This window comes from Massilia sp. KIM (genome assembly GCF_002007115.1).
Classification (GTDB): Bacteria; Pseudomonadota; Gammaproteobacteria; order Burkholderiales; family Burkholderiaceae_D; genus Telluria.
Map to the genome: position 1 here is coordinate 1,196,934 of NZ_MVAD01000002.1, position 17,883 is coordinate 1,214,816.

Here is a 17,883-nt window from a genome sequence, read left to right on the forward strand (position 1 = left end):
GCCGGGAAGGGACCGCATGGGTGACATGGTCGTCGTCCGCAGGGAAGGACTTTATTGCGTACCGGGACAGTTTTACATCGACCCGTGGCGGCCGGTCGACCGCGCCGTGATCACCCACGCCCACGGCGACCATGCGCGCGTGGGCCACGGCCACTACCTGGCGGCGGCGCCGGGCGTGGGCGTGCTCAGGTCGCGACTGGGCGAGATCCGGGTCGACGGGCTGGAATACGGCGAACGCATCACGCATAACGGCGTCACCATCTCCCTGCATCCGGCCGGCCACGTGCTGGGCTCGGCCCAGGTGCGGATGGAATGCGGCGGGGAAGTCTGGGTCGCCTCGGGCGACTACAAGGTCGAGCCGGACAAGACCTGCGCCCCCTTCGAGCCGGTGCGCTGCGACACCTTCATCACCGAGTCCACCTTCGGGCTGCCGATCTACCGCTGGGAGCCCGAAGCCCAGGTCATCGAGGACATCAACCGCTGGTGGCGCAAGAACGCCGACGAGGGCCGCTGCAGCGTGGTCTTCGCCTACGCCTTCGGCAAGGCCCAGCGCATCCTGTCCGGCCTGGACGCGTCGATCGGCCCCATCGTCTGCCATGGCGCGGTGGAGCCGCTCAACAAGGTCTACCGCGAAGGGGGCGTCGCGCTGCCGCCGACCGTCATGGTGAGCGAAGTCGAGAAGGCCGCGCTGCGCCGCGCGCTGGTGCTGGCGCCGCCCTCTGCCAGCGGCTCGCCCTGGATGAAGCGCTTCGGCGACTACAGCGACTCCTTCGCCAGCGGCTGGATGCTGCTGCGCGGCGCGCGCCGCCGGCGCGGCGTCGACCGCGGCTTCGTGCTCTCCGACCATGCCGACTGGCCGGGCCTGATGAGCGCCATCAAGGCTACCGAGGCGCAGCAGGTCATCGTCACCCACGGCTCGATTCCCGTGATGGTGCGCTGGCTGTGCCAGAACGGCCTGGACGCCAAGGCCTTCGACACCGAATACGGCGACGAGGAAGAGGACGAGTCGACGCCGCCGGCCGGCCGCGCCGCGAGCAAGGAGGCGTCCGCAGGAGAGCTTGATGCGTGAATTCGCCCGCCTGTACGCCGAACTGGACGAGACCACGTCCACCGCCCGCAAGCTCGACGCCCTGCAGCAGTACTTCGCCAACGCGACCCCGGAGAACGCCGCCTGGGCGGTCTACTTCCTGGCCGGCGGCAAGCCGCGCCAGGCGGTGCCGACCAAACTGCTGCGCCAATATGCGATCGAATACGCGGGCCTGGACGAGTGGCTGTTCGACGAGTCCTACCACGCCGTTGGCGACTTCGCCGAGACCATCGCCCACATCCTGCCGCCGCCCGCCCAGCGTTCCGACGTCGGCCTGGCGGTGTGGATGGAAGAACGCATCGCGCCGCTGCGCGGAGCCGAGCCGGCGCGCATCCGCGAGGCCTTGTTCAGCTATTGGAACGAACTCGACTGGCGCGAGCGCTTCCTGCTCATCAAGCTGATCGGCGGGGGCTTCCGCGTGGGGGTGTCGCGCCTATTGGTGACGCGCGCGCTGGCCGCCATCGCGGCGGTGGACAGCAAGCTGATCGCCCAGCGCCTGATGGGCTGGACCGACGGCCGGGTGCAGCCGACCGCCACCGGCTTCCTGCAACTGATCGCCGAGCAGACCGAGGACGAGCACAAGCTGCGCGGCGGCCAGCCCTATCCCTTCTTCCTGGCCCATCAATTGCAAGGCGAGCCGGCGGCGCTGGGCGAGGTCGACGACTGGCAGGTGGAATGGAAGTACGACGGCATCCGCGCCCAGCTGGTGCGGCGCGGCGGCCAGAGCTATTTGTGGTCGCGCGGCGAGGACCTGATCACCGAGCGCTTCCCCGAGCTGGCGGCGGTGCGCCTGCCGGAGGGGACGGTGCTCGACGGCGAGGTGCTGATCTGGCAGCCGGGCTGCGAGTCACCGGCGCCCTTCGCCGACCTGCAGAAGCGCATCGGCCGCAAGACCCTGTCGGCCAAGCTGCTGGCCGAGCTGCCGGCGGTGCTGTGCTGCTACGACCTGCTGGAGCTGGACGGCGTCGACCTGCGCGGCCTGCCCCAGCACGAGCGGCGCGCCCTGCTGGAAAAGGAAGTGGCCGCCGCCGACCAGCCCCAGCTGCGCCTGTCGCCCCTGGTCCGGGCCGACGGCTGGGACGAGTTGGCCCGGCTGCGCGAAGCCTCGCGCGAACGCGGGGTGGAAGGCATGATGCTCAAGGCGCGCGAGGCGCGCTATGGCGTCGGCCGCACCAAGGACGTCGGCACCTGGTGGAAGTGGAAGATCGACCCCTATACGGTGGACGCGGTGCTGATCTACGCCCAGCCGGGCAGCGGCCGCCGCGCCTCGCTCTACACCGACTACACCTTTGCCGTCTGGGACGGGGAGGGCGGGGAGCGGCGCCTGGTGCCCTTCGCAAAAGCCTATTCCGGCCTCACCGACGCCGAGATCGCCCAGGTCGACAATGCGATACGCCGCACCACGGTCGAGAAGTTCGGGCCGGTGCGCTCGGTGAAGCCGACCATGGTGTTCGAGATCGGCTTCGAGGGCATCGCCCTGTCGCCGCGCCACAAGGCCGGCATCGCGGTGCGTTTTCCGCGCATCCTGCGCCGGCGCGAGGACAAGCCGGTCGAGGAAGCCGACACCCTCGACACCTTGAAAGGCCTGCTGGCCGCCGCAGGCGCATGAGCGGCAACGAGATCACCCGCCGCATCAAGGCCTGGTTCGAGGAGAAGGGCTGGAAGCCCTTTCCCTTCCAGCGCGAGGTCTGGAAGGCGGCCCTGGAGGGCAGCTCCGGCCTGCTGCACGCGAACACCGGCGCCGGCAAGACCTTCGCCGTCTGGTTCGCGGCCCTGCAGCGCGCCGGCCTGCCGGAGCAGCGCAAGGCCGCCGGCCTGCGGGTGCTGTGGATCACGCCGATGCGGGCGCTGGCTGCCGACACCCAGCGCGCGCTTGAGGATACGGCGGGCGTGCTGCTGCCCGAATGGCGGGTCGGCGCGCGCACCGGCGACACCGGTTCGGCCGAGCGTGCGCGCCAGGCCCGCAGCATGCCGGCGGCGCTCGTGACCACGCCGGAAAGCCTGTCCCTGATGCTCAGCCACGCGGCGGCGCGCGATCACTTCAGGCATCTGGACATGATCATCATCGACGAGTGGCACGAGCTGATGGGCTCCAAGCGCGGGGTGCAGGTGCAGCTCGCGCTGGCGCGGCTGCGGCGCTGGCGTCCCGGATTGCTGGTGTGGGGTGTCTCGGCCACCATGGGCGACCTCGACCTGGCGCGCCAGGTGCTGCTGGGCGGCGGCGACGGCGTGATCGTCGAGGGCGACCAGCGCAAGAAGATCGTGGTCGATTGCCTGATCCCCGACCCGGTGTCGCGCTTTCCCTGGGGCGGCCACCTCGGCATGCAGATGCTGGAGCCGGTGATCCGCGAGATCGAGCAGCACGCGGCCACCCTGGTGTTCACCAATACCCGCGCCCAGTCCGAGATCTGGTACCAGAACCTGCTGGAGGCGCGGCCCGACTGGGCCGGCCTGATCGCCCTGCACCACGGTTCGCTCGACCGCGAGGTGCGCGAATGGGTGGAGCTGGGCCTGAAGAACGGCGTGCTCAAGGCCGTGATCTGCACCGCCAGCCTGGACCTGGGCGTGGACTTCCTGCCGGTCGAGCGGGTGCTGCAGGTCGGCAGCGCCAAGGGCATCGCACGCCTGCTGCAACGGGCCGGCCGCAGCGGCCACGCGCCGGGGCGGGTGTCGCGCGTGACCCTGGTGCCGACCAACAGCCTGGAACTGCTGGAAGCCGCGGCCGCCAGGAAGGCGGTGGCGGCGCGCCGCATCGAGGGCCGCTACGTGCCCAACAAGCCCTTCGACGTGCTGGTGCAGCACCTGGTGACCGTGGCCCTGGGCGGCGGCTTCGACAGCGCGGACCTGTTCGAGGAAGTGAGAAGCGCCTGGTCCTACCGCACGCTCGACGAGGAGGAATGGCAGTGGGCGCTGGACTTCGTCGCGCGCGGCGGCCAGAGCCTGACCGTGTATCCCGAATACCGGCGCGTGCTGCCGGACGAGGAGGGCATCTACCGCGTGCCGGATGCCGCGATCGGGCGCCGCCATCGCATGGGCATCGGCACCATCGTGTCCGATTCCACCATCCAGGTGAAATACCTGAGCGGCGGGCGCATCGGCAGCGTCGAGGAATCCTTCATCTCGCGCCTGAAGCAAGGCGACCACTTCCTGTTCGGCGGGCGCATCCTCGAATTCGTGCGGGTGCACGAGATGACGGCGTTCGTGAAGCGGGCCAATACCTCGCGCGGCGCGATCACGCGCTGGCAGGGCGCCAAGATGCCGATGTCCACCGAGCTGGCCGACGCCACGCTGGAGGAACTGCGGCTGGCGGCGCGCGGCGTGTTCGAGGGGCCGGAGATGCAGGCGCTGCGCCCGCTGATCGCGGTCCAGCAGGAATGGTCGGCTGTGCCGACTTCGGAAGTGCTGGTGGTCGAGCGCCTGAAGAGCCGCGAGGGCTATCACCTGTTCGTCTACCCTTTCGGCGGGCGCGCGGTGCACATGGGGCTGGCCTCGCTGTTCGCCTGGCGCATCGCGCGCACCCGGCCGATCACCTTTTCCATCGCCGTCAACGACTACGGTTTCGAGCTGCTGGCGCCGGAGCCGGTCGACTGGGCCGGGGTGTTCGCACCCGGGGTCGGGGCCGAGGTGGCGCTGTTCGACACCACGACCCTGCTGGAGGACGTGCTGGACAGCCTGAACGCGACCCAGCTCTCGCAGCAGCGCTTTCGCGAAGTGGCGCGCATCGCCGGGCTGGTGTTCCAGGGCTATCCGGGCCAGCCCAAGTCGGCGCGCCAGTTGCAGGCATCGAGTTCGCTGTTCTTCGAGGTGTTCCGCAAGCACGATGCGGGCAACCTGCTGCTGACCCAGGCCCAGCGCGAGGTGATGGAGCAGGAACTGGAACTGACCCGCTTGCGTGACACGCTCGTCAAGCTGCAAGGACGCCGGATCGCGTATTGTGAAGTGAAGCGTCCGACGCCGTTCGGGTTTACGCTGATGGTGGCGCGCTACCGCGAGAAGGTCAGCAGCGAGAAGCTGTCCGAGCGGGTGGCGCGCATGGTGCGCGAACTGGAGAAAGCGGCGGCATGAGTGGTGGCATGGGTGGTGCGGTGGTCGAGGTCGGCGGCGAAGCGCTGTTGCTGTTGCCGGAGAAAGCGGTGTTCTGGCCGGCGCAGAAGATGCTGGTCGTCGCCGATATTCATTTCGGCAAGGCGGCGGCCTTCCGCTCGCTGGGCGTGCCCGTGCCGCGCGGCACGACCTCGGAAAACCTGGCCGGGCTGGACGCCCTGGTCGCGGCCTATGACGTCCGCCACATCATGTTCCTGGGCGACTTCCTGCACGCGCGCGCCTCGCACGCCGGCTCGACCCAGGCGGCGATGCTGGCCTGGCGCCGCCGCCAGTCCGGTCTGCGCCTGACCCTGGTGCGCGGCAACCACGACCTGCACGCCGGCGACCCGGCCGCGGCGCTCGGCATCGAGCTGGTGGACGAGCCGCATGCGCTCGGGCCCTTCGCCTTCTGCCACCATCCGGATCTGGACATCGGCCGCTACGCCCTGGCCGGGCACATCCACCCGGTCTACGTGCTGGCTACCCGCTTCGACGCGCTGCGCCTGCCGTGTTTCGTGGTGGGCAAGACGCGCATGATCCTGCCTTCCTTCGGGGCATTCACCGGCGGCCACGCGATCCGGCCCGAGGCCGGGGACGCCATCTGGGTGACATCGGGCGAGGCCGTCCACTGCGTTCGATAACGAACCGACCCCTTCCAATGCGGCGCGTAAGGTCTGGCTAACCACGCTCTGCAACAATGGAGGGAATGCCATGTTCCTGCGTACTTTGTTCTGCACCTTGGCGGCCGCGCTGGCACCGCTGCTGACCCTGCTGGTGGCCGTCCCGAGCCACGCGCAGCAAAGCGAAACGAGCCGCGCCTATGGGCCGGTGATCAATGGGTTCAATGTGGAGGAGGTGAGCAGCCTGGCGCCCGGCGTCGAGCTGCACTTCGACCTCTATGGCAGCCCGGGCGCCATCGCCACCCTGCGCATCGAGGGTGCGACGCGCAACCTGAACCTGACCGAGGTGGAACCGGGGCAATATACCGGCACATATACGATCGGCACCCATGACCGCATCCGGCCCGAGAGTCCGGTCACGGCCAACCTGCGCCTGGGCAATCAGGTTGCCACCAATATGCTGGCCGAGTCGCTGATGCGGCCGGGCGCCGCGGCGCCCGAGGTCAGGCGCGGGCAACTGGCCTCGGAGGCCTTGCTGAAGATCGACCGCTTCGAGGTTCAAGGCAGTCCGAGCCTGGCGCCGGGCAACACGCTGCGTTTCACCGTCTTCGGGACCCAGGGTTCGCGGGTCGAGGTGGCGATCGGCGGTGCGCGCGGGGTGTTCTTCCTGCCGGAGGTGAGGCCTGGGGAATACAGCGCGGTGTACACGGTGCGCAACAACGACCGCATCCAGCCGGACAGCAAGGTGACCGCGACCATCCGCGCGAACGGGCGCTACGCCACGCGCGACCTGGGGCAGCCGCTGCTGGCCAACCGGGGCGCGGCGCCGCAGGAAACGCGTTATTGCACCAGCTGCGCGGTGGTGCAGGCGGTGAACGTGATCGAGGTGGCTGGCGACGGGAGCTATCTGGGAACGGTCGGCGGCGCGGTGGTGGGCGGATTGCTGGGGAACCAGGTGGGCAGCGGCAGCGGACGCACGGCCGCGTCGGTGGCGGGCGCAGTGGGTGGGGCGATCGCGGGGCGGCAGCTGGAGAGGAATATGCGCAAGACGCAGAAGTACGAGGTGGTCGTGCGGTATACGAATAGTGGGGCGACGCAGGCGATTACCTTCGATAACGATCCGGGGTATAGGGCGGGGGATCGGGTGAGGGTGAATGGTGGGGTGTTGTCGCGGGATCAGTAGCCAGCAGGTAAAGTCGCTAGCGCTGCATTTTGACAGCAACCATCGACACGTCATTGCCGCCGTTCGCTGCAATGACTTCCCGCTAAGGCGGAGGATTCTCAGCAGGACCAATCCGGTTTGAGGTGTCGGGCCTGCTGGCAAACTTGGATTCCCGCCTTCGCGGGAATGACGTTAGTTAGTTGTGCGTCGGCCATCGGACTCCCGCCTTCGCGGGAAGTTATTTCCGCCAGTGGCGGGAATGACGTTAGGTGTGCGTCGGCTATTGGACTCCCGCCTTCGCGGGAAGCCATTGCCGCCAATGGCGGCAATTGCGGCGATGACGTTTAGTGTGCGTGGACTGTCAGCGTTGCGGAAATGGCCTGGTGTTTCAAACCGTCGCCAACACCTGGTCGTCCCCAGGCTGCTCCTGCTCGGCCTTCTGCTTGGCCCCGCCCTTGGCGCGCGAGCGCGAGGGTGGCAGGCGGCGCAGGGTTTTCAGGGCGTCGGCGTCCTTGATGCCGATCGTGCGCTGGTCGACCGTAATCAGGCCGATCTCGTTGAAGGCCGACAGCGTGCGGCTCACGGTCTCCAGGGTCAGGCCCAGGTAGCTGCCGATCTCGTGGCGGGTCATGCGCAGGTTGAACAGCTTGCTCGAATAGCCCATCGCGGCGAAGCGGTCCGCCAGCGACACCAGGAAGCGCGCCACCCGCGCCTCGGCCGACAGCGCGCCCAGCATGCCGATCATGGTCTGCTCACGCACCAGCTCGCGGCTCATCACGCCGTACATCATGTTCTCGAGCTCGCTGTGCACGCGGCCCAGGGCGGTCAGCTTCTTGAAGGGCAGCAGGATCAGGTCGCAATCCGACAGCGCCACCGCTTCCGAGGCGTAGTGGCGGGTGTGGATGCCGTCCACGCCCAGCATGTCGCCCTTCATGGGGAAGCTCAGCACCTGTTCGTTGCCGAACTCGTCGATCAGGACGGTCTTGAGGAAACCGGAGTTGACGATGTAGAGCGTGTCGAAGGCCTGGCCGATGGTGTGGACGCGCTGGCCGGTCTTGAACTGCACGTGCTGGAAAAGGAGTTCTTCGGAGGTCACCGACACGCTGGCAGGAATGCGGAGCAGGTCGCAGACTTCTTTCAGGTTGGACCAGAGTCGTCCCTGGCGCTGGCGGCCGGCTTCCATCGGCGAATGCAGGGTCGGCTGGGTGACATTGCGTTGTTCTGACGTTGGCTGGGACTGCATGCTCATCTCCAGGTGAAGGAACTCAGGGTTTCCCGCAACGATCCGGACGGCTGACACCGTGACTTGGATCGCAAGCAAGTCGAAACGCTTGAATTCAGTATGCCAACACGAGTCCGGCACGAATATCAGCGATGCCTGAATATGTAGGTAGGAGAGATGGCGTACTTGTAGGAATATTCTGATCCGCCGCTTCGGGAACGAGAGGGAAGACCAAGGTCAGGGCAGGGGAGCCGGCGCAGCGGCCGGCAAGGGAAAGCGCGGAGCGGGCAGCCGCGGCGTGGCACGAAAACACCAGGCTGGGGTCTAATCTTGCTTGATCAAGCCTTCATCGGCGACAGCAAGCGGTGGGCAACGGCGTACTGGACCATCTCGGACAGCGAGTTCATGCCCATCTTCTGCATGATCCTGGTCTTGTGGGTGCTGACGGTCTTGACGGACAAATGCAGTCCGTTGGCGATCTCGGTGATGGACTTGCCGCCGACGAGTAGCGAAAACACCTCGAATTCGCGGTCCGACAGCTGCTTGTGCAACAACTGCTCGCTCGGCGCCATGATGTTGAGCGCCAGCTGCTCGGCCACCTCGGTGCTGATGTAGGGGCGGCCCGAGGCGACCTTGCGGATCGCCCCCACCAGCTGGGTGCCCGCGCTTTCCTTGGTCAGGTAGCCCTGGGCCCCGGCGCGGATCGCCCGCACCGCGTACTGCTCCTCTTCATGCATGGTGAGAATCAGGATGGCGAGCTTGGGCGCCTCGGCCCGCACCTGGCGGATCAGGTCGACGCCGCTCCGGCCCGGCATGGACAGGTCGAGCAGGAGCAGGTCGAATCCCCCCTGGCGCACCTGGGCCAGCACCTCGAAACCATTGGTCGCCTCGCCGACGATGTCGATGTCCGCGGCGCCATCCAGGATGCGCTTGAGCCCTTCACGCATGATCGTGTGGTCATCGGCAATGACGATTCGTACCATATTCATCCCTCAGCCGCGGTCGGCAAGCAGGAACAGGTTAGCACAGTGCCAAGGTCAGGAACTTGTCGCTCTTCATACTATGCGGGTTGGGTACCGGTGCCGGGTTCCTTGATCAGGCGGTGCACCAGCACCGGCTTGGTGGTGTGCGACAGTACCTTGTTGGTGACGCTGCCCAGCAACAACTGCCCCCAGCCGCTGCGCCCGTGCGAGCCCATGAAGATCAGGTCGCAGTGTTCCTGCTCGGCCACGTCGACGATCTTGAGCGCGGCGGTGTCGGAGAACGCGGTCATGCAGGTGTGCTGGAGATTGGCGGCGGCGCAGGAGCGCATGATCCTGCCCATGTATTCCTCGCCCATGCGCCGCATCTGTGCCAGGTATTCTTCCTCGCTGGGGTAGGAGGGCGGGATGATTTCCACATACACCGGATACTGGTACTCGGGCGCGACGAACAGGGCCAGCACCTCGGCCCCCATCTGCTGGGCGAACTTGACCCCTGCGCAGGCGGTATGCTGGGACACGGCCGAGCCGTCGGTGGTGATCAGGATTTTGCGGTACATGATGACTCCTCCCAAAGGCCACGCCATTCTGGGGTGTCGCGGGCGCGGCGGCGATTGCTAAGACGCAAACAGTTGAGTTCGATCAAATGAGCCACCCGTTGAGCCGCCAGCGACTTGGTGTGCGCAAAACCAATGTGCGGCAACAGGCCCTACGATTACAAAATACAACACCTAGCTTGTGTAAACATTCAGGAACCACGCGATTTAATTGTCGCGGAATTAAGTTTCCTTGTCCATTTTGTTGCGTGCCAGTTTCCGAGATTTACCTACGGCAACCACGCTGCTACACTCGCATGCAGACTCAGACCATCTATTCAGCAAGGCATGTCGCCGGCGAAGATGCACGCAGCACCCCGAATTGCAGAGCTCATTGCGAACTTATACATTATGGAGAAGCAGGGATTATGACCGACGCCGCTGACGATTTCGACGCACTATTCGAGGAAGTGGCGGCGCAGCGCGCCAGCACACCCGCACCCGCCGCCGAACCGGCGCCCGCTGCGGCCTCGGCCGCTGGCGATGACGATGACCTCGAATCCCTGTTCGACCAGGTATCCGCCGCCACCGCGCCGGCCGCAGCTCCCGCCGCCGCCGCCGTCGTGACGGCGGTGGCCGCTCCGGCCGCCGCCGAGGAAGTTCAGGTGAGCGAGCACGACCGCGGCATGTACGAGCGCCTCGGCGGCATCGTGCGCCTGCTGCACGATTCGCTGCGCGAACTGGGCTACGACAAGGCCCTGACCGAAGCCTCGTCCCAGATCGTGGACGCGCAAGACCGCCTGGAATACGTCGCCAGCCTCACCGAGCAGGCCGCCAACAAGGTGCTCAACACCCTGGACGAAGGCATGCCGGCCCAGGACCTGCTCTCAAAGCAGGCCAAGGACATGGAAACCCGCTGGGCCGACCTGTTCTCGGGCAAGCTGAGCCTGGACGAATTCAAGGCCCTGGCCGGCGATTCGCGCTCCTTCGCCGCCACCGTGTCGGTCGCCACCGAGGCCGAGAAGGCCCGCCTGCTGGAAATCATGATGGCCCAGGACTTCCAGGACATCACCGGCCAGCTGATCAAGAAAGTGGTCAAGATCACCCAGACCGTCGAGCAGGAACTGGCCCAGCTGCTGCGCGACAACGCGCCGGCCGACCTGAAGGAAAAACTGCTCAAGAAAGAGCAGGAAGCGGCTGCACCGGTGCAGCTGATGCAGGGCCCGTCGGTGCCGGAAGCGGCGCTGGATCAAGATAACGTTGACGACCTTCTTGCCGAGCTGGGATTCTAATGGACGATATGCTCAAGGATTTCGTCGTCGAGGCGATGGATCTTGCAGTAAATGTAGAAGAGCATCTGCTGCGCCTCGAACGCGATCCCGATAACAAGGAAACGCTGAACGCGGTGTTCCGGTCCTTCCACACGATCAAGGGCGGCGCCGGTTTCATGGGCCTGCCGGCCCTGGTCGCGGCCTGCCACCTGACCGAGAACCTGTTCGATGCGCTGCGCACCGGCGCCGCGCCGGTGACCCCGCTGGCCGTGGAAGCCGCGCTGCAGGCGTCCGGCTTCGTGGCCGACCAGCTCAACGACCTGAACAATGGCACCCCGCCGGAAGGCCTGGCCCAGATGCCGGCCGACCTCGAGCGCATCCTGAAGGACGCGATCGAAGGCAAGGGCGCCAGCGAGCCGGCCCCGGCCGCCGCTGCGGCGCCCGCCGCCGCGCCGGTAGCGGTCGAGGCCGCGCCCGTCGCCGCTGCCGCCCCGGCCGCCGCCGGTGAAGACGGCCTGGACTGGACCGCGATGTACAACGCCGTGGTGCCGGCCGAAGCCGCGATCGCGGTCGCGGCCGTGGCCGCCCCGGGCGCTGCGCCTGCCGTGGCCGCCGCAGCCGCGCCGGCGGCGGCGCCCGCCGCCGAGGCCGCACCGGCCGCCGCCGCGCCTGCGGGCAAGGGCGGCTGGGACGGCGTCGAGCGCCGCGGCGAGAACAAGGCCGCAGCCGCGGCCCCGGCCAAGGACGAAAGCATCCGTATCGATGCGGTCAAGCTGGACGCCCTGCTCGAAGTGGCGGGCGAGTCGGTGCAGGCCGCCAACCAGGCCGCCGTGCTGCTCGAACGCCTGCAGCAGTTCAAGTTCGAAGGCCAGGCCGCCGCCCTGATGGCGACCCTGACCGAGACCCTGGAGCGTGCCTCGCGCTACTCGGCCGAACTGCAGCGCGCCACCTTGGCGACCCGCATGCAGCCGGTCGGCCGCCTGTTCCAGAAGTTCCCGCGCCTGGTGCGCGAGCTGGCCAAGGACCTGGGCAAGGACGTCGAGCTGACCATCGAAGGCGCCGAGACCGAAGTCGACCGCGTGGTGGTGGACAGCCTCTACGACCCGCTGGTGCACATGCTGCGCAACGCGCTCGACCACGGGGTCGAGTCGCCGGAAGAGCGCGTCGCCGCCGGCAAGCCGGCCAAGGCCTTCATCCTGCTGAAAGCCTGGCAGGAAGCCAACAGCGTCATGATCGTGCTGCAGGACGACGGCAAGGGCATGGATCCGGTCAAGCTGCGCCGCAAGGCGATCGACAAGGGCCTAATCGGCGAGCACGGCGCCCCGAGCGACGACGAAGCCTACCAGCTGGTCTTCCTGCCGGGCTTCTCGACCAAGGAAGTGGCCTCGTCGGTGTCCGGCCGCGGCGTCGGCATGGACGTGGTCAAGACCGCGGTCGAGAAGAACCGCGGCGCGATCCGCATCGAGTCCCAGCTGGGCAAGGGCACCCGCTTCGCGATCCGCCTGCCGATCGAACTGTCGATCGTGCCGACCATGCTGGTGTCGACCTCCAGCGCCTCGCTGGCGCTGCCGATGGCGGTGGTCGAGCGCGTGGTCGAGCTGCCGGAAGACTTCATGTGCGTGGGCGGCGCCCCGGTGCTGAAGGACCAGGGCCGCCCGCTGCCGGTGCGCTCGCTGGCGCTGTCGCTGGGCTACGAAGCCTGCTCCGAGCGGGTCGGCATCGTCATCAACGCGCCCCAGCCCTACATCCTGGCGGTGGAGGCGGTGGATGGCACGGCCGACCTGGTGATCAAGCCGATGACCGCGCTGCACGTCGAAGGCATCACGGGTACCGCGCGTTCGGCCGAAGGCGAGCTGGTGCTGGTGGTGGGCCTGTCCTTCCTGATGGACGGCGCGCGCAACAGCGTACGCCTGGCGGCCTGAGGCAAGCCTGAGGGACACCGCGCAGGGCGGCGACAGCCGCCCTGCGCGGTGCGCCGCAAAACGAACACGCCGTTCGCTTCGCTGACAAAAGCACATAGAAAAGCCTGCGTTTTCCGCGCAGGCTTTTTTTATTTGCAAGCGCGTCAATACTTGCAAATTTAATTTGCCTCATGGTAAGGTCTGTGGCATAAGATTGCATTGCCCCCTCTTGGTGCGGCACTGCACAATTATGGCATAATCAAAAACCGGGCCTGCATAAGAGGCCTGCCGACCACCTGATCGACCATGCAAAAAACGCTCTACGACAAACTCTGGGATTCCCATGTCGTGCGTGCCGACGCCGATGGCACCACAGTCCTCTACATCGACCGCCACCTGGTGCACGAAGTCACCAGCCCGCAAGCCTTCGAGGGCCTGCGCGAAGCCGGCCGCGGACTATGGCGCACCTCCGCAAACCTGGCCGTGGCCGACCACAACGTCCCGACCACCGACCGCGCCCAGGGCATCGCCGACCCGACCTCGCGCCTGCAGGTCGAAACGCTCGACGCCAACGCCAGGAGCTTCGGCCTCACCTACTTCAACATGAACGACAAGCGCCAGGGCATCGTCCACGTGATCGGACCGGAGCAGGGCGCGACCCTGCCGGGCATGACCGTGGTCTGCGGCGACTCGCACACCTCGACTCACGGCGCCTTCGGCTGCCTGGCGCACGGCATCGGCACCTCGGAAGTCGAGCACGTGCTGGCCACCCAGACCCTGCTGGCCAAGAAGAGCAAGGCGATGCTGGTGCAGGTCGAGGGCGAACTCGGTCCGGGCGTGACCGCCAAGGACATCGTGCTCGCCGTGATCGGCAAGATCGGGACCGCCGGCGGCACCGGCTACGCCATCGAATTCGCCGGCTCCACCATCCGCGGCCTGTCGATGGAAGGTCGCATGACGATCTGTAACATGGCGATCGAAGCGGGCGCGCGCGCCGGCATGGTCGCGGTCGACGACACCACCATCGAATACGTGAAGGGCCGCCCGTTCTCGCCCACCGGCGCGCAGTGGGAGCAGGCCGTGGCCTACTGGCGCACCCTGCGTTCCGACCCGGACGCCCGTTTCGACACCGTGGTCAGCCTCGACGCCGCCGAGATCCTGCCCCAGGTCACCTGGGGCACCTCGCCCGAGATGGTGACCTCGATCGACGGCCGCGTGCCCGATCCGCGCGAGGAAGCCGACCCGGTGCGCCGCAACGCCATGGAAAAGGCGCTGGCCTACATGGACCTGGCGCCGAATACCCCGATCGGCGAGATCGCCATCGACAAAGTGTTCATCGGTTCCTGCACCAATTCGCGCATCGAGGACCTGCGCGCCGCCGCCGAGGTGGTCAAGGGCCGCCAGCGCGCCCCCAACGTCAAGCTGGCGATGGTGGTGCCGGGCTCCGGCCTGGTGAAGGAGCAGGCCGAGCGCGAAGGCCTGGACCGGGTGTTCAAGGACGCCGGCTTCGAGTGGCGCGAGCCTGGCTGCTCGATGTGCCTGGCGATGAACGCCGACCGCCTGGAGCCGGGCGAGCGCTGCGCCTCGACCTCGAACCGCAACTTCGAGGGACGCCAGGGGCAGGGCGGGCGCACCCACCTGGTGTCGCCGGCCATGGCCGCCGCCGCCGGCATCGCGGGCCGCTTTGTCGACGTAAGAACGCTCTGATGCGTTAACAGCAGTGCCCCGTCGTATCCAGACCTTATTCGTACCGTATTTGCACTAGGAAGATCATGAAAAAAGCTTTCGCCCTCTCGCTCATCGCCGTCCTGCTGGCCGGCTGCAACACCATTTCCGGCATCGGCCGCGACGTCCAGAAGGTCGGCCAGGTCGTCACCAGCGCCGGCGGCAAATAACAGGGCATACGGGGCAGGCAGATGGAAAAATTCACTATTCATGAAGGACTGGTGGCGCCGCTCGACCGCGCCAACGTCGACACCGACGCCATCATTCCCAAGCAGTTCCTGAAATCGATCCGGCGCACCGGCTTCGGCCCCAACCTGTTCGACGAGTGGCGCTACCTCGACCACGGCGAGCCGGGCCAGGATTGCAGCACCCGTCCGGTCAACCCCGACTTCGTGCTGAACCAGCCGCGCTACCAGGGCGCCTCCATCCTCCTGACCCGCAAGAACTTCGGCTGCGGCTCCTCGCGCGAGCATGCGCCCTGGGCCCTGCAGCAGTTCGGCTTTCGCGCCATCGTCGCGCCCAGCTTCGCCGACATCTTCTTCAACAACTGCTACAAGAGCGGCCTGCTGCCGGTGGTGCTGTCGGAGCAGGACGTCGACGCCCTGTTCAAGGCGGTCGAGAGCGAGGAGGGCTTCACCCTGGTGGTCGACCTGGCGAACCAGCGCATTGGCAGCAAGGACGGCAAGCTCTCCTATGGCTTCGCGATCGACGAATTCCGCAAGTACTGCCTGCTCAACGGCCTGGACGACATCGGCCTGACCCTGCGCCACGCGGACGAGATCCGCGCCTTCGAGCAGCGCCACCTCGCGGCCCAGCCCTGGCTGGCGAACTCCATCTGAACCATTGAAAGCAAGCGGATGAAAATTGCAATCCTGCCGGGCGACGGCATCGGCCCGGAGATCACGGCCCAGGCGGTCAAGGTCCTGAACGCCCTCGGCGAACCCTTCGAGATGGAAAGCGCGGAAGTCGGCGGCGCCGGCTACGCGGCCCACGGCCACCCGCTGCCGGAAGGCACCCTGAAGCTGGCCAAGGAGGCCGACGCCATCCTGTTCGGCGCCGTCGGCGACTACCAGTACGACAAGCTGGAGCGCGCGCTGCGCCCCGAGCAGGCCATCCTCGGCCTGCGCAAGGAGCTCGGCCTGTTCGCCAACCTGCGTCCGGCCATCCTGTATCCGGAGCTGGCGGGCGCCTCCACGCTCAAGCCCGAAGTCGTGTCGGGCCTGGACATCCTGATCATCCGCGAACTGACCGGCGACATCTATTTCGGCAAGCCGCGCGGCGTGCGCGAATGCCCCGACGGTCCCTTCGCCGGCCAGCGCGAGGGTTTCGACACCATGCGCTATGCCGAAGGCGAGATCCGCCGCATCGCCCACGTCGCCTTCCAGGCCGCGCGCAAGCGCGGCAGCCGGGTCACCAGCGTGGACAAGGCGAACGTGCTCGAGACCTTCCAGTTCTGGCGTGATATCGTGACGGAGGTGCACAAGGATTATCCGGACGTCGAACTCGAGCATATGTACGTCGACAACGCGGCCATGCAGCTGGTGCGCGCGCCCAAGAAGTTCGACGTCATCGTCACCGGCAACATGTTCGGCGACATCCTGTCCGACGCCGCCGCCATGCTGACCGGTTCGATCGGCATGCTGCCTTCGGCCTCGCTGGACGCCGACAACAAGGGCCTGTACGAGCCTTCGCACGGCTCGGCGCCCGACATCGCGGGCAAGGGCGTCGCCAATCCGCTGGCCACCATCCTGTCGGCCGCGATGATGCTGCGCTTCTCGCTGGGCCGCCTGGACCAGGCCGAGCGCATCGAGGACGCCGTCAAGCGCGTGCTGGCCCAGGGCCTGCGCACGCCGGACATTTACGAACCAGGCGCCACGAAAGTCGGCACCGAAGAGATGGGCAACGCGGTCGTCGCGGCGCTCGAATAAAACCACAACACCCAAGGGAAGAAAATGAAATTAGTAGGTCTGGTAGGTTGGCGCGGCATGGTCGGCTCCGTCCTCATGCAGCGCATGCAGGAAGAGGGCGATTTCGACCACATCGAGCCGGTGTTCTTCACCACCTCGAATCCGGGCGGCGCCGCGCCGAAGATGGCGAAGAACGAAACCACCCTGAAGAGCGCGACCGATATCGCGGAACTCTCCAAGTGCGAGATCATCATCTCGTGCCAGGGCGGCGACTACACGACCGAAGTCTTCCCGCAGCTGCGCGCGGCCGGCTGGAACGGCTACTGGATCGACGCCGCGTCGACCCTGCGCATGAAGGACGACGCCGTCATCGTGCTCGATCCGGTCAACAAGGACGTGATCAAGAACGCCCTGAGCCGCGGCGTCAAGAACTACATCGGCGGCAACTGCACCGTGTCCTGCATGCTGATGGGCCTGGGCGGCCTGTTCGAGCAGGGCCTGGTCGAGTGGATGACGTCCATGACCTACCAGGCTGCCTCGGGCGGCGGCGCCCAGCACATGCGCGAGCTGCTGACCCAGTTCGGCACCATCAACGCGGCCGTCAAGCCGCTGCTGGACGATCCGGCCTCCGCCATCCTGGAAATCGACCGCGGCGTGCTGGCCACCCAGCACGGCCTGTCGGCCGAGGAGACCAAGCAGTTCGGCGTGCCGCTGGCCGGCAACCTGATCCCCTGGATCGACAAGGACCTGGGCAACGGCCAGTCGAAGGAAGAGTGGAAGGCCGGCGCCGAGACCAACAAGATCCTGGGCCGCGGCGAAGGCTTCGCCGGCACCAAGGCAATTCCGGTGGACGGCCTGTGCGTGCGCATCGGCGCGATGCGCTGCCACTCGCAGGCGCTGACCATCAAGCTCGCCAAGGACGTGCCGCTGGACGAGATCAACGATATCATCGCCTCGCACAACCAGTGGGTGAAGGTGGTGCCGAACACCCGTGAAGCCTCGATGCGCGACCTGTCCCCGGCCGCCGTCACCGGCAGCCTGACCATCCCGGTCGGCCGCCTGCGCAAGATGTCCATGGGCGGCGATTACCTGTCGGCCTTCACCGTCGGCGACCAGCTCCTGTGGGGCGCCGCCGAGCCGCTGCGCCGCATGCTGCGCATCGTTCTCGACCGCTAAGTCCCAACGGGTGGGCGCCGCCGGCGTCCACCCGCTGCGCCCACCCGGCGTTCCCCGCCCGGCGCGCCTCACTCAGCGTGCCCCGCACTGGGCGTACCCCGATCGGCGTGCCCACCCGATATCAAGGCGCTAACAGGCAGTAATGAAACGCTATCGCGCCTGCCCCAATCCGGCCATTTCGGCCACATCTTTCCCTCTGCCGCGCCATAGTTG

At 67.1% G+C, this 17,883-nt stretch carries 15 protein-coding genes; 12 read left to right on the forward strand and 3 right to left on the reverse strand.

The window, feature by feature from the left end; all coding sequences use genetic code 11:
• Window positions 1-16 precede the first annotated feature (16 nt).
• The 5 genes from B0920_RS20095 (at window position 17) to B0920_RS20115 (ending at window position 6,973) form a co-directional block, all read left to right on the forward strand.
• Window positions 17-1,069 carry a ligase-associated DNA damage response exonuclease gene (locus tag B0920_RS20095; RefSeq protein ID WP_078034399.1) on the forward strand — a complete coding sequence of 351 codons (1,053 nt, stop codon included), beginning with the start codon at window positions 17-19 and terminating at the stop codon, window positions 1,067-1,069.
• On the forward strand, window positions 1,062-2,696 hold the full coding sequence (locus B0920_RS20100; protein ID WP_078034400.1) for an ATP-dependent DNA ligase: 1,635 nt from the start codon (window positions 1,062-1,064) through the stop codon (window positions 2,694-2,696). Before B0920_RS20095 ends, B0920_RS20100 begins: the two co-directional genes overlap by 8 nt.
• Window positions 2,693-5,152, forward strand: a complete 2,460-nt coding sequence (locus B0920_RS20105) for a ligase-associated DNA damage response DEXH box helicase (RefSeq protein ID WP_078034401.1) — start codon at window positions 2,693-2,695, stop codon at window positions 5,150-5,152. Before B0920_RS20100 ends, B0920_RS20105 begins: the two co-directional genes overlap by 4 nt.
• The gene (pdeM, locus tag B0920_RS20110; protein WP_229455806.1) at window positions 5,149-5,811 is read left to right on the forward strand and encodes a ligase-associated DNA damage response endonuclease PdeM; all 663 of its coding nucleotides are present in this window, start codon (window positions 5,149-5,151) and stop codon (window positions 5,809-5,811) included. Before B0920_RS20105 ends, pdeM begins: the two co-directional genes overlap by 4 nt.
• Window positions 5,812-5,881: 70 nt before the next feature.
• Window positions 5,882-6,973: a glycine zipper 2TM domain-containing protein gene (locus B0920_RS20115; protein WP_078034403.1), complete on the forward strand. Its 1,092-nt coding sequence runs from the start codon at window positions 5,882-5,884 to the stop codon at window positions 6,971-6,973.
• A gap of 367 nt (window positions 6,974-7,340) precedes the next feature.
• On the opposite strand, the gene B0920_RS20120 is transcribed toward B0920_RS20115, so the two are convergent.
• From B0920_RS20120 to B0920_RS20130, 3 genes are all read right to left on the reverse strand, one after another.
• The gene (locus B0920_RS20120; RefSeq protein WP_078034502.1) at window positions 7,341-8,135 is read right to left on the reverse strand and encodes a Crp/Fnr family transcriptional regulator; all 795 of its coding nucleotides are present in this window, start codon (window positions 8,133-8,135) and stop codon (window positions 7,341-7,343) included.
• A 377-nt stretch (window positions 8,136-8,512) separates the two neighbouring features.
• Window positions 8,513-9,157, reverse strand: coding sequence for a response regulator transcription factor (locus B0920_RS20125; protein ID WP_078034404.1), 645 nt, complete (start codon window positions 9,155-9,157; stop codon window positions 8,513-8,515).
• 77 nt (window positions 9,158-9,234) lie between these two features.
• Window positions 9,235-9,714, reverse strand: a complete 480-nt coding sequence (locus B0920_RS20130; RefSeq protein WP_078034405.1) for a universal stress protein — start codon at window positions 9,712-9,714, stop codon at window positions 9,235-9,237.
• 404 nt (window positions 9,715-10,118) lie between these two features.
• On the opposite strand from B0920_RS20130, the gene B0920_RS20135 reads away from it, so the two are divergent.
• The 7 genes from B0920_RS20135 to asd all read left to right on the forward strand — a co-directional run bounded on the left by B0920_RS20135 (window position 10,119) and on the right by asd (window position 17,670).
• Entirely contained in the window at window positions 10,119-10,982 is an 864-nt protein-coding gene (locus B0920_RS20135; RefSeq protein ID WP_078034406.1) for a protein phosphatase CheZ, read from the forward strand.
• Window positions 10,982-12,883 carry a chemotaxis protein CheA gene (locus B0920_RS20140; RefSeq protein ID WP_078034407.1) on the forward strand — a complete coding sequence of 634 codons (1,902 nt, stop codon included), beginning with the start codon at window positions 10,982-10,984 and terminating at the stop codon, window positions 12,881-12,883. The genes B0920_RS20135 and B0920_RS20140 overlap by 1 nt, the downstream gene beginning before the upstream one ends.
• A gap of 285 nt (window positions 12,884-13,168) precedes the next feature.
• Entirely contained in the window at window positions 13,169-14,569 is a 1,401-nt protein-coding gene (gene leuC, locus B0920_RS20145) for a 3-isopropylmalate dehydratase large subunit (protein ID WP_078034408.1), read from the forward strand.
• A 65-nt stretch (window positions 14,570-14,634) separates the two neighbouring features.
• Window positions 14,635-14,757, forward strand: a complete 123-nt coding sequence (locus B0920_RS25705; protein WP_143745844.1) for an entericidin A/B family lipoprotein — start codon at window positions 14,635-14,637, stop codon at window positions 14,755-14,757.
• Between the two features lie 21 nt (window positions 14,758-14,778).
• Window positions 14,779-15,426 (forward strand): 3-isopropylmalate dehydratase small subunit, encoded by a 648-nt coding sequence (leuD, locus tag B0920_RS20150; RefSeq protein WP_078034409.1) that lies wholly within the window; start codon window positions 14,779-14,781, stop codon window positions 15,424-15,426.
• Between the two features lie 18 nt (window positions 15,427-15,444).
• Window positions 15,445-16,515, forward strand: a complete 1,071-nt coding sequence (gene leuB / locus B0920_RS20155) for a 3-isopropylmalate dehydrogenase (RefSeq protein WP_078034410.1) — start codon at window positions 15,445-15,447, stop codon at window positions 16,513-16,515.
• Window positions 16,516-16,539: 24 nt separating this feature from the next.
• Window positions 16,540-17,670, forward strand: a complete 1,131-nt coding sequence (gene asd / locus B0920_RS20160) for an aspartate-semialdehyde dehydrogenase (RefSeq protein WP_078034411.1) — start codon at window positions 16,540-16,542, stop codon at window positions 17,668-17,670.
• The last annotated feature ends 213 nt before the right edge of the window (window positions 17,671-17,883 follow it).